This window comes from Sphingobacterium spiritivorum, assembly GCF_016724845.1.
Classification (GTDB): Bacteria; Bacteroidota; Bacteroidia; order Sphingobacteriales; family Sphingobacteriaceae; genus Sphingobacterium; species Sphingobacterium spiritivorum_A.
In genome coordinates this window covers 3,121,438-3,134,013 of record NZ_CP068082.1, presented here as the reverse complement: position 1 = coordinate 3,134,013, position 12,576 = coordinate 3,121,438, and the positions used below count along the sequence as shown (strand labels likewise).

Genomic DNA, 12,576 nt, shown 5'->3' with positions numbered 1-12,576 from the left:
ATACTGATTAACAGGCGAAAAATTGAAGATTTAGTCATTAAATTTATTTAGAATGTCAACAAAAAACGCGAGCGACGTTCAAAAGTTGAGCCTCGGCGGCTTACTGATTAGCTTAGGAATTATCTTTGGAGATATCGGAACTTCCCCTCTCTATGTATTCAAAGCTATTATTAACAAAGGAACTATCGAACCAGACCTCGTCCTCGGGGGATTATCCTGTGTCGTATGGACTATCACCCTTCAAACTACCGTTAAGTATGTATTGATTGCCCTGAACGCAGACAACAATGGTGAAGGAGGTATACTTTCCCTCTACTCACTGGTCAAGAGGCAGGCCAAGTGGCTTATTATCCCGGCCATCATCGGAGCTTCCACACTGTTGGCTGACGGTATGCTGACTCCGGCTATCACCATCTCTTCAGCAATAGAAGGTTTAGCAATCAACAATCCTACCATCCAGACAGTACCTATTGTAATTATTATTATCTCAGGATTGTTTCTGATCCAGCGCTTTGGGACTTCCATCGTAGGAAAAGTCTTCGGACCGCTTATGCTCACCTGGTTTTTGACCATAGGGATTCTGGGGGTAAGCTACATTGATGAAGCTCCTCAGGTATTAAAAGCAATCAACCCTTATTATGCTTTCAAACTAATCGTAAGCACGCCAAATGCGTTGTTTATTATTGGTGGTGTATTTCTATGTACGACAGGTGCAGAAGCACTCTACTCCGACATGGGACACTGTGGAAAAGCCAATATCAGAATAAGCTGGATACTTGTAAAAATATGCTTATTGCTTAATTACTTTGGACAGGGAGCCTGGTTACTGGCGCATTCTGGAACCCAGATCGGAGAGAAAAATCCGTTTTATGCCATTATGCCGGAATGGTTTCTGGGATATGGAGTTGTCATCGCAACCATTGCAGCTATTATTGCCAGCCAGGCGATGATATCAGGATCGTTTACACTGATTTCGGAAGCTGTACGCCTTAATATCTGGCCCAAAGTCACCATACGTTATCCAAGTGATCACAAAGGACAATTATATGTACCATCCATCAATCTGATACTATGGCTGGGATGTATGCTGATCATCGCTGTATTCAGAGAATCCAGCAATATGGAGGCTGCATATGGTCTGGCCATCAATGCGACGTTTATCACGACGACTATTCTAATGGGATTCTTCCTGAGATGGAAACGGGTGAACAAGTACCTGATTTTCTTATTTGTAGGTTTCTACTTCTTTATCGAGTTTGGATTCCTGGCAGGTAACTCTGTAAAAATTGCACACGGAGGTTGGTTGACCTTAGTCTTATCACTGGCGCTGATCGCGGTTATGTACGCCTGGTATAATGCCAGAAAAATCAAAAACCGCTTTGTCAAATTTGTTAATATCAGGGATTATAATGACATCATTTCAGAAATGAGTAAAGATCCTACTATTCCTACTTTCGCATCACAACTGGTCTATCTGACCAGTGCAAACAACAGGAATGAGATAGAATACAAGATCATCTACTCCATGATCAATAAAAAGCCTAAGAAAGCAGATGTGTACTGGCTGGTGCACGTAGATGTGATGGATAATCCACATACCCGAGAGTATACGGTAGAACAGATTATTCCGGGCAAATTAATCCGCATAGACTTTAAACTGGGATTCAGGGAAGAGCAACGCATCAGTTTACTGTTCCGGAAAGTAGTGGAAGATATGGTACAACGCAAGGAGATCGATATTGTAAGTCAGTATGATTCGTTGAAAAAATATAAAATACCCGGAGATTTCAGATTTGTTATCCTGGAAAAAGTGTTATCCAAGACTAATGATCTGAAATGGCATGAACGTATTATCTTCGAGATCTATAAAATTCTCAAGAAATTCAGTCTGTCCGAAGAAAAAGGATTTGGTCTGGATGCAAGTTTTGTGACTATAGAACGTGTGCCGCTGAGCATACCGAGGACACATGAAGTCGTTATCAATCGAATAAATTAAAAAACTAAGGGCCTCCGAATCGGAGGCCCTTAGTTTTTTTAATCAGCTATTGCTTTTGCTTCTTTATTTAATCGGGAATGTCGGTAACCATACATAAAGTAGATAACCAACCCGGCAACTAACCAAAGTATAAAAATAATCCAGTTACTGGCTCCCAGTTCAGTCATCAGATACAGGTTGATCAGAATACCTGTAGTCGGAAGTAAAGAGAAGTTCAACCGGAAAGCATAAAAACTCATACCGATCCAAACTAACCAGAAAATAATAACCAAAGATTTATGCTCTAGTATATAAAGCGCAGACATAGACTTCCATTCGGTAATAGTATCCTGTCCGTATACAAACAACAAAACCATGGCGATCAGGAAACCCAGCCCCACAAGGTATTTTCCGTTTACATAGGGAACTCTGAATTTTGATTTTTTGGAAAGCCCTGAATGATCCATATAAAGCACCCCTGCACATACCAGAATAAAGGCAAAGAAAGTCCCTACGCTGGTCAGATCCACAAAGAAGTCCATTTTAAAAAACAGAGAGGGAACAGCAACGACAATACCTGTCACAACTGTAGCATATGAAGGTGTTTTATATTTAGGGTGAATAGTAGCAAATTTCTTCCACAAAAGTCCGTCACGGCTCATCGTCATCCATATTCTCGGTTGTGCCAGCTGATATACCAAAAGAGCACTTGTAATGGCGATCACAGAAGTGACAGAGATAATACCGGCCATATGATCGAATCCTACATATTGGAATACATAAGCCAGCGGATCTTTTACATTCAGTTCAGTATAATTTACCATTCCGGTAAGGACTAAAGCAATAGCTACATAAAGTACCGTACAGATCAATAAACAGTATATCATTGCTCTCGGCAGATCCCGTTGCGGATTTTTACATTCTTCTGCTGTCGTTGAAATGGAGTCAAACCCGATAAACGCAAAGAAAACCGCAGCGACACTACTCATAACTCCTCCCAATCCATTAGGTGCAAACGGAGTCCAGTTTTCCGGTTTGACAAAAAATAATCCCCCAAAGATCACAGCCAGTATAATACCGACCTTGATCATGACCATGATATTGCTGGCTCGTTTAGACTCTTTAATCCCGACATAGACAAGTATGGTCACCAGAAAGGTGATAATACCTGCTGGGAGGTCAAAGATAATAGGCACATCTCCGATACGGGGTGCTGTTACATATGCTTCCAGTGCCAGCTTATCAATACCTGTCAGTTTATCAACCCCAACTTCCAGCATTTTCTGATTTGCTTCGACGGCATAAGCAGGTGCCATAGAGAGCCATCTGGGCACATGTAAACCAAAACCTTCCAGCATGGATACAAAATATTGGGACCACGATATGGCGACCACCATATTGGATACCGCATATTCGAGTACCAGAGCCCAGCCTATAATCCAGGCAAACAATTCACCAAAGGCAACATATGCATACGTATACGCACTTCCGGAGACCGGAACGGTACTTGCAAACTGTGCATACGAAAGTGCCGTAAAAACACAGGCAAAAGCCACAAAAACAAAAAGAAGCGAAACCGCAGGTCCGCCATTGAAACTGGCCAGTCCGATTGTACTGAAAATACCAGCCCCTACAATCGCTGCAATCCCCAAAGAAACAAGATCCCTGATACCAAGAATCTTGGATAATCCTGAACCCCCATGTTCAGAATCACTAATAATCTGATCTATGCTTTTCTTTCTGAAAAGTTGATTTCCCATACTGTCTGTAAATTTTAAGATTGCAACCTCAGGTTACTTTATAAGTTTATTAATTAGTATCATTCTGCTAAAGCAAGTCTGTCCTGAATTTCAAAATAGACACTTTTATAATCAGTAAGTTGTTTATCTGTATACATAATCAACTCTTCTGTAAGTCTGAGATGATGCCCGGCTTCCGGTTCAAAATCCCAGATTCGTTTTGCAATATTAAACAATGCATATGATATTCTGCTAATATCTGCATATTCATATGTGTACTTAGAGTTTACAAAACGCTCATAATACGACATAAATTTAGTCGTATCTTCTAATCCTATAATTTTCAGAAACTTAATAATCGTATCCGGATGTACCTTTTCCAGGTCCTCATAAAAGCGGTCTACATTAATTACCTGATGTTTTAACAACAGATGATCCAGAATCAGTTCAAGCGCGACATGTGCCAAAAATGAAGGACGAACAGGTAATCCACTCAGGCTATCCTGTATCTGAATCCGCAAACGATGGGTGTGATCAAAAAAAAACGGTGTGTTGTGAAAGATGCGGTCTACCTCCAGATGTCTGTTCCAACCTTCATAAATAGGCTTAAACTGTGGATGGTCCAGCAATATGGTCTCAAACCGGCTGGGATGAAACATATACTTCTTATCCGCATTCTTCAGCAGATCCGGCAGTATTCCGCCCAACACGCGTTCGGGCTGGGTAGCATACCTTTCGAAATAAAAATGCGAGAGAAAATTCATTCTGATCTTAATAAAATCACGCAAAAAGCGTAATATCTTAAATCTTGACGTAAGATACAGCTAATCTTACTATCTTTGCAACTTAATTAAAATTTTCTTATCCGTATTATTATGAACTTTGTAGAAGAATTACGTTGGAGAGGCATGTTACAAGACATCATGCCTGGAACTGAAGAGTTGTTAAACAAAGAAAAAGTATCCGGTTACATTGGTTTTGATCCTACAGGTGATTCGCTTCACGTCGGACATCTGACACAGATCATGACTCTTATTCATTTTCAAAACGCAGGTCATAAGCCTGTTGCACTGGTTGGCGGGGCTACCGGAATGATCGGTGATCCGTCATTCAAATCGGCCGAAAGGAATTTACTTGATGAGGAAACTTTAAATCACAATGTTGCAAGCCTTAAGCATCAGCTGAGCAAATTCTTAACATTTGGCGAAGGTGAACTGGATGCAAAGATGGTCAACAACTACGATTGGTTTAAGGATTTCAAATTCCTGGATTTTATCCGCGATATTGGTAAGTTGATTACAGTCAACTACATGATGGCCAAAGACTCTGTCAAAAAACGTCTTGAAGGTGAAAATGGACTATCGTTTACAGAATTTTCTTATCAGCTGATCCAGGGGTATGACTTCTATTATCTATGGAAACATCATAATTGTAAAATACAGATGGGCGGATCGGATCAGTGGGGAAATATCGTTACCGGTACCGAATTTATCCGTCGCCAGGATCAGGGAACTGCATTTGCGCTTACAACCCAACTGATCAAAAAATCAGATGGTCAGAAATTTGGAAAAACGGAATCAGGCGCTGTATGGTTAGATGCAAAGAAAACAACTCCCTATAAATATTATCAATTCTGGTTGAATGCAACAGATGATGATGCCAAAAACTGGATCCGAATCTTTACACTAAAACCAAAAGAAGAAATAGACGCAATCATTGCAGAACATGATGCTGCTCCTCATACCCGCACCGTGCAAAAAGCACTTGCAAAAGATATCACAATCCGTACACACTCGGAAAAAGATTATGAGACAGCACTCAAAACATCTGAATTCCTCTTCGGAAACGGTTCACTGGATTTCTTAGGCGATCTGGAGCATGAAGCTGTATTAGATGTGTTTGACGGAGTACCTCAATTTACAATCAGTAAGAGCGAACTTGCAGAAGGAATCAACATATTAGATCTGTTAGCGACAAAAACGCAGATCTTCCCTTCAAAAGGTGAAGCCAGAAAAATGACTGAAGGTGGTGGTGTGTCTGTAAATAAAGAAAAAGTATCCGGAACGGATGCAACCTTTACAACAGAAAATCTGATCAACAATAAATATATCATTGCTCAAAGAGGTAAGAAGAATTACTATCTTATCATAGCGGAGTAATCAAAGCTATAAAATAAAAGAAGGGCTCTCCAAATTTTTGGGAGCCCTTCTTCGTTTGTATTGAGTTGTATGTATAAAGTTTATTCTAAATGCTGGATAATCTTATATCCGAATTTAAATTTCTCATTTGCCGGAGTCGCATTGATCAAACCTTTTGCCCAAATGGTATAAATAGACTGATCTTTCGGTTCAAACTCAAAACTGACCAACTCTCTGTTTACATTTGATGTAATAAAGAGCTTATATTTTTTTCCCGTCTGCAGGGTCAGGTAGGCACTGGCTTCCTTGAAAGACTTATTTTTTACCAGCAGTGTATCCGAACCCTCAGATCCCAGATTAAGTGCAGGTGCATCCGGACTCAGATTGATAAAACGTACATTTGCGGTTCCTTTTGCCGGAACATCTGCTTTGTCTTCATAGCTGACTACATCCAGTTTCGTATCACCAACGACGAATAAAGAATAAATTTTACCCGGAGCAAAAGCCACCTGCTTAGAAACTAGTGCCCCCTTACCGATACTGTCCCGATCAAAGACCCTTACAAGGCGATTACCAGGAAAAGCATTACGATAAGGCAAATAATCTCCGAAATCAAAACTTTCATTAGAAAGATTGAGCTTATTCTGATCCAAACCAATATCTAATTTGATTGCCAGAGGCACAGCATTAACAGCGCCTGTGCCGGACAATTCACCATACCCGTAGTCGTCATTATCCAGACTACAGGATGTAAACAATAACAGACATAAAAGGAAACTACCTAAAAGAAATTTAACGCTATTCATAGTGCATTATCTATTCTAAAATCACATATTCACAACTAAAACGTATATTACAATAGAAATGCTACAGTACCAAAACAATTGGCTTTTTGGTCTGATTTTTTCTATATAAAATCGTTAAGTTTGTACTAAGAACATTATTATTGTTTTCATGCTAAATAAAGGAAATACATTTAAGAACTATGGTGGTGACAACTCATCAAAGAAAGCCCCTAAAAGTTCTTCAAAAAGCTATAATACAAAAAGTTACAAAGAGCCTTCGGAACCTGTACAATTAAGTGAAACCCAGGAAAAGATAATGAAAATATTAGGTGTATTTTTATTCATCCTGAGTTTTGCTTTCACCATAGCCTTTGTTTCTTACCTTTTCACCTGGGAAGAGGATCAGAGCTATATTTCAAAATCCAACGGAAGCTGGAGTACTTTGTTCAATACAGCTGAAGAAATTGACAGCGATGCCATTGACCTTCCGGTGGTACAGAATAAACTTGGAAAGTTCGGAGCCTTATTAGCCAATCAGTTTATTTATGAGTGGTTCGGTATTGCTTCCTTTATCTTTATCTTTATTCTTTTCGTAACAGGATACAGATTATTATACCGTAAAAATATACTTCCTGTAGGTAAGTCTCTCCTCTATTCTTCCATTGCTATTATCTATGTTTCGGTAACACTAGGCTTTTTGCAATCCTTCATTGCCAAGACACCCCATATTCTGGAAGGTAAATTCGGATTCTGGACCAACAGACTTTTGGAAGCACAGATCGGAAGCGCAGGTGTGGCCGGAATTGTTGTCTTTGCCTACCTGACTGTCCTTATTCTGATCTATAATCTGGATCTGAAATTCACATTCCAGTCCAAAAAGAAAATATATGATGAGGACCTAGCTTTTGATACCGATGATGCAGAAAGTAATCCTGTAAGCAGTCCTAAAAATACACGTATTCTCAAAGATGAAGAGTATGTTATCGACCCTATAGATCTGAATGATAAAGCTCCGGTACAGGAGTTCAACCAATTCAGAGAACCGGAAGAAACTTATAACAATAACGCTCGCAGGGAGGAACCGACCTTATCTATAGAAGAGGAACCGGAAGTACTTTCGAATTCTACACCTCATATCTCCTTCACTATTGATCATCCGGATACTGATGAAGAGGAGGTGGAAGAAGATATTCCGGCCAGTCCTGTATTACGGGTAGAAAAAGTAATAGAAGAAAAGCCTATAACGGCCAATGATCTGGTTGCTCAGTTTGGGGAATATGATCCGAAACTGGATCTGTCCGGCTATCAATATCCTCCATTGGAGCTTTTGAAAGATTACGGTAGTGGTAAGATTACCATTAATCAACAAGAACTCGAAGCTAATAAAAATAAGATTGTAGATACACTCCGTAACTACAGCATTGAAATCGAGCATATCAAAGCTACCATCGGACCAACGGTAACGCTTTACGAAATCATCCCTAAACCTGGTGTCCGGATTTCGAAAATAAAAAACCTGGAGGATGATATCGCACTAAGCCTTGCGGCATTGGGTATCCGTATCATTGCTCCGATGCCCGGCAAAGGAACGATTGGTATAGAGGTGCCTAACAGTACGCCTGAAATGGTGTCTATGCGTTCTGTACTGGCTACAGAAAAGTTTCAGAAGACCGATATGGATCTTCCAATTGCATTGGGTAAGACTATTTCAAATGAAGTATATATTGCAGACCTTGCAAAAATGCCTCACCTGTTGGTGGCAGGTGCCACCGGTCAGGGTAAATCTGTTGGTATCAATGCGATTCTAACCTCTCTGCTTTATAAAAAACACCCTGCTGAATTAAAGTTTGTACTAGTGGATCCAAAAAAGGTAGAGCTTTCTTTATTCAAAAAAATTGAACGTCATTTCTTAGCCAAACTTCCGGGAGAAGATGATGCGATCATTACGGATACCAAGAAGGTAATCAATACCTTAAACTCACTTTGTATCGAGATGGACCAGCGATATGACCTTCTTAAAAACGGTCAGGTCCGTAATTTAAAAGAATATAATGCAAAATTTGTCAATCGCAGATTAAACCCTGAGGAGGGTCATCGATTCTTACCATTTATAGTTCTTATAGTAGATGAGTTTGCCGACCTGATGATGACAGCGGGAAAAGAGGTAGAAACGCCGATAGCACGGCTAGCACAATTGGCACGTGCGGTAGGTATACACCTGGTTATTGCGACACAGCGTCCTTCGGTCAATATTATTACGGGTACGATCAAAGCCAATTTCCCGGCTCGATTAGCGTTCCGCGTTCTTTCCAAAGTCGATTCACGTACAATCCTGGATTCAGGAGGTGCTGATCAACTGATTGGTCGCGGAGATATGCTATTGTCAACGGGTAGTGATCTGATTCGTATTCAGTGTGCTTTTGTAGACACGCCTGAAGTAGATCAGATATCCGATTATATCGGTGGTCAGCGTGGTTACCCTTCAGCCTTCATGCTGCCGGAGTACGTTGATGAAAACGGAGAAGGTAGTGGACTGGCAGATTTTGATATGGATGACAGGGATCAGCTGTTTGAAGATGCTGCCCGCTTAATTGTCATGCATCAGCAAGGATCAACATCTTTAATCCAACGTAAATTAAAGTTGGGCTATAACAGAGCTGGACGAATCATCGATCAACTGGAAGCTGCAGGTATTGTAGGTCCGTTTGAAGGAAGTAAAGCACGCGAGGTGCTGTATCCGGATGAATACTCGTTAGAACAGTATTTGGAAACATTAAGAAAAGACAATTAAAGATGAAAACAACATTATGGTCATTTGTGGTAGCTGCGTTTATGCTATTCATAAGTAATCCGGTTTCAGCACAACAGGAAGCCTTTGCAAAAAAGCTACTGAATCAGGTATCTGCAAAATACGACGGTTACAAAACGATTAAAGCATCGTTCTCTTTCTCTGCCAAACAAGCAAACGGAGGAACGTATACAGATGCGGGAACGCTATATCTGGATAAGAAAGCGAATAAGTATCTGATCGAGATGAAATCTCAGGACCTTATCAGTGACGGAAAAAGTACATGGACCATTCTAAAAGAAGAAGACGAAGTACAGATAAATGATGCGGACCAGTCTAATGACAATATCAATCCGAGTAATATCTTTTCATTCTACAAAACGGGATTTAAGTATGTGAGTGCTGATGATGAGAAAGTGGGTGCAACAACCTTAAATGTAATCGAGCTCTCTCCTATTGATACGAAGAAGAATTATTTCAAGATAAAGCTGCGTATTAATAAAGCATCGAAATTAATTTATGATGCTACCATTTTTGACAAGTCGGGTTCCCGGTATACATACACTATAAAATCATTAAACGGTAATGCATCAATAGCAACGAGTACATTTACCTTTAATAAATCGAAATATCCGGGAATGGAAATTGTCGATCTCAGATAAAGTAACAAAAAAGGGAATACAACACCGATATTCCCTTTTCTTTTTAGCTTTTGTCAGATTTTCAGCTTAACTTTATTACTCACCTTTGAAACTTAAAACATGTCAAGCATTACTATTAAAGAGATTGCCAAAGCGCTGAATGTTTCCATTTCTACTGTTTCCAAGGCTTTGAATGACAGTCATGAAATTGGAGAGAAAACAAAAAAAAGAGTTTTAGAATACGCGGAAGCCCATCACTATAAACCAAACCTTCTGGCACAAAATCTGAAGACCGGTAAATCCAACACTATTGGGGTGATACTGACGTCTATCAACAATCCCTTTTGTTCTCAGATCATCGAGGGCATACAGCAGCATGCGCTTAAAGTAGGATTTGAGGTTATCTTTATGCAGAGCCGGGAAAATCCGGAAATTGAAAGATCATGCATAGAGACACTAATGCAACGCGGTGTAGACGGACTGCTGATTTCTCCGGTAGATGAGACATCTAATCAAAAATTGCTGGAAGATATCCATGACCACAATTTTCCGGTCGTTATTTTTGACCGGATACAGCACAATCTGGAAACTTTCAAGATCGGAGTGAACAATTTTCAGGGAGCTTACCTTGCGACCAAACATCTGATTGATTCGGGAAGAACTAAGATTGTAAATATCACAGCATCCAGATTTGGTCTTTCAGGTGAACGTTTTAAAGGATATCATCAGGCACTTACAGATGCAGGTATTGCTTTTGACGACCAGTTCCATATTCAGTGTAATATGCAAAATCAGGAAGTACTGGATGTAGAGTTGAAGAATGCGATCACCAGACTAATGAATGCGGAGAATAAGCCTGATGCCATATTAGGTTCTTCGGACACCATTACTGTTACGTTGCTGGGTGTGTTGGCAGAATTGGGCTATTCGGTACCGGATGAGTTAGCGGTAATCGGTTTTTCCAATATTGATTTTGCAAGATCGCTTAATCCTGCTCTATCTACTATCCGTCAGCCTGCACTGGAAATAGGTGATATGGCTATGGAAAAACTGATGAAATTTATAGCGAAGAAAAACTGGCATCAAGTTCAGATAGAAACTACAGAACTTGATACCATTCTTACATTCAGAAAATCTTCAATTCAAAGTTAGTCTACCTGAACGACTTTCATTTTCGGAACCAGTGCTTTCATAACACACCAAGCCACCAGATAAGCTAATGCACAGATAGAAAACATAATTGTGTAACCGGTCTCTATATGTCCCAAACCACCATAGTAATCAAACAGACCACCTCCTAGTTTGGACATAATCACTCCTCCGAAACCACCGGCCATACCGCCTATACCGGTTACGGAGCCAACGGCACTTTTGGGAAACATATCAGATACAGTTGTAAAAATATTGGCTGACCATGCCTGATGTGCAGAGGCACCTATTCCTATCAGCACTACCGGAATCCAGAAAGTATAGTGTCCCAGCGGCTGTGCAGCCAGTACCACTAAAGGGAATAAGGCGATGACAAACATAGCACGCATCCGACCGTCATATGCCGCATATCCCTTATTGATAAAGTACATCGGAAAAGCACCTCCACCAATAGATCCAAACATGGTCATACTATATAATACCGCTAAAGGAAGCATCATCTGTGTACTTTCCATTCCATATTGCGTTTTCAGGTAAGACGGCAGCCAGAATAAAAAGAACCACCATACTCCATCCGTCAGAAATTTGCCTAAGGTAAATGCCCAGGTTTGTTTATACCCAAGCAATTTGAACCAAGATATTTTAGGCTGAGGAGCATCAGAATCTCTGTTAGCAACTAGTACAGAATCACTTACTACATAATCATATTCTTCCTTAGATAGCTTTTTCTCCGGTCTGTCATATAGGATAAACCAAAATATCAGCCATATAAATCCTACTGCGCCTACAATAATAAATGCAGACTGCCACCCCCAGTTATGCGCCATCCACGGCACTGTCAACGGCGCCAGAATAGCACCAATATTAGATCCTGAATTAAATATTCCCGTTGCAAGAGCGCGTTCCTTTTTTGGGAAGAACTCCGCAGTAGCTTTTATAGCTGCCGGAAAGTTACCGGATTCTCCGAAGCCAAGTACAATCCGTGCGATTATAAAACCTAATACTGATGTCGAAATGGCTGTCATACCTAATACACGGGCAGATATCTCTCCCATCTCTACAGCATATGCATGAATTATAGCTCCTATAGACCATATAATAATAGCAATGGCAAATCCCATTTTTGTGCCTAACCTATCTATAAAACGTCCTGCGAATAACATAGATACGGCATATGCAAACTGAAAAGTTGCTGTGATATTGGCATAGTCGGTATTTGTCCAGCCAAATTCATCCTCCAGAATGGGATGCAACAGACTCAACACCTGACGATCCAGATAGTTAACTGTAGTAGCGAAAAATAATAAGGCGCAGATCGTCCAGCGATACTTTCCTATTTTTTGGTTCATAATAAGTAAGGT

General features: G+C 40.3%; 9 protein-coding genes. 5 read left to right on the top strand and 4 right to left on the bottom strand.

Annotated features, from left to right (window positions below; all coding sequences use genetic code 11):
- Positions 1-52: 52 nt before the first annotated feature.
- Positions 53-1,996 (top strand): KUP/HAK/KT family potassium transporter, encoded by a 1,944-nt coding sequence (locus I6J03_RS13160; protein ID WP_003011705.1) that lies wholly within the window; start codon positions 53-55, stop codon positions 1,994-1,996.
- Positions 1,997-2,034: 38 nt separating this feature from the next.
- Here I6J03_RS13160 and I6J03_RS13155 read toward each other — a convergent pair whose 3' ends face one another.
- Positions 2,035-3,735 (bottom strand): amino acid permease, encoded by a 1,701-nt coding sequence (locus tag I6J03_RS13155; protein WP_003011703.1) that lies wholly within the window; start codon positions 3,733-3,735, stop codon positions 2,035-2,037.
- Positions 3,736-3,794: 59 nt separating this feature from the next.
- Complete coding sequence (locus I6J03_RS13150) at positions 3,795-4,478, bottom strand: hypothetical protein (RefSeq protein ID WP_201693724.1); 684 nt, start codon at positions 4,476-4,478, stop codon at positions 3,795-3,797.
- Between the two features lie 111 nt (positions 4,479-4,589).
- Here I6J03_RS13150 and tyrS point away from each other — a divergent pair, with 111 nt between their 5' ends.
- Positions 4,590-5,873 carry a tyrosine--tRNA ligase gene (tyrS, locus tag I6J03_RS13145; RefSeq protein ID WP_003011696.1) on the top strand — a complete coding sequence of 428 codons (1,284 nt, stop codon included), beginning with the start codon at positions 4,590-4,592 and terminating at the stop codon, positions 5,871-5,873.
- An 80-nt stretch (positions 5,874-5,953) separates the two neighbouring features.
- On the opposite strand, the gene I6J03_RS13140 is transcribed toward tyrS, so the two are convergent.
- Complete coding sequence (locus tag I6J03_RS13140; protein ID WP_003011694.1) at positions 5,954-6,658, bottom strand: DUF4397 domain-containing protein; 705 nt, start codon at positions 6,656-6,658, stop codon at positions 5,954-5,956.
- 148 nt (positions 6,659-6,806) lie between these two features.
- Here I6J03_RS13140 and I6J03_RS13135 point away from each other — a divergent pair, with 148 nt between their 5' ends.
- From I6J03_RS13135 to I6J03_RS13125, 3 genes are all read left to right on the top strand, one after another.
- The gene (locus tag I6J03_RS13135) at positions 6,807-9,428 is read left to right on the top strand and encodes an FtsK/SpoIIIE family DNA translocase (RefSeq protein WP_003011691.1); all 2,622 of its coding nucleotides are present in this window, start codon (positions 6,807-6,809) and stop codon (positions 9,426-9,428) included.
- A gap of 2 nt (positions 9,429-9,430) precedes the next feature.
- Positions 9,431-10,087 carry a LolA family protein gene (locus I6J03_RS13130; RefSeq protein WP_003011688.1) on the top strand — a complete coding sequence of 219 codons (657 nt, stop codon included), beginning with the start codon at positions 9,431-9,433 and terminating at the stop codon, positions 10,085-10,087.
- 99 nt (positions 10,088-10,186) lie between these two features.
- Positions 10,187-11,218, top strand: coding sequence for a LacI family DNA-binding transcriptional regulator (locus tag I6J03_RS13125; protein ID WP_003011685.1), 1,032 nt, complete (start codon positions 10,187-10,189; stop codon positions 11,216-11,218).
- Here I6J03_RS13125 and I6J03_RS13120 read toward each other — a convergent pair.
- Positions 11,215-12,564 carry an MFS transporter gene (locus I6J03_RS13120; RefSeq protein WP_003011683.1) on the bottom strand — a complete coding sequence of 450 codons (1,350 nt, stop codon included), beginning with the start codon at positions 12,562-12,564 and terminating at the stop codon, positions 11,215-11,217. The genes I6J03_RS13125 and I6J03_RS13120 overlap by 4 nt on opposite strands.
- Between the last annotated feature and the right edge of the window lie 12 nt (positions 12,565-12,576).

Excerpts from the sequence above, each read along its gene's own strand:
- tyrS (WP_003011696.1), top strand. The coding sequence starts at position 4,590 with ATGAACTTTGTAGAAGAATTACGTTGGAGAGGCATGTTACAAGACATC.
- I6J03_RS13140 (WP_003011694.1), bottom strand. The coding sequence starts at position 6,658 with ATGAATAGCGTTAAATTTCTTTTAGGTAGTTTCCTTTTATGTCTGTTA.
- I6J03_RS13155 (WP_003011703.1), bottom strand. The coding sequence starts at position 3,735 with ATGGGAAATCAACTTTTCAGAAAGAAAAGCATAGATCAGATTATTAGT.
- I6J03_RS13130 (WP_003011688.1), top strand. The coding sequence starts at position 9,431 with ATGAAAACAACATTATGGTCATTTGTGGTAGCTGCGTTTATGCTATTC.
- I6J03_RS13150 (WP_201693724.1), bottom strand. The coding sequence starts at position 4,478 with ATGAATTTTCTCTCGCATTTTTATTTCGAAAGGTATGCTACCCAGCCC.
- I6J03_RS13160 (WP_003011705.1), top strand. The coding sequence starts at position 53 with ATGTCAACAAAAAACGCGAGCGACGTTCAAAAGTTGAGCCTCGGCGGC.
- I6J03_RS13135 (WP_003011691.1), top strand. The coding sequence starts at position 6,807 with ATGCTAAATAAAGGAAATACATTTAAGAACTATGGTGGTGACAACTCA.
- I6J03_RS13125 (WP_003011685.1), top strand. The coding sequence starts at position 10,187 with ATGTCAAGCATTACTATTAAAGAGATTGCCAAAGCGCTGAATGTTTCC.
- I6J03_RS13120 (WP_003011683.1), bottom strand. The coding sequence starts at position 12,564 with ATGAACCAAAAAATAGGAAAGTATCGCTGGACGATCTGCGCCTTATTA.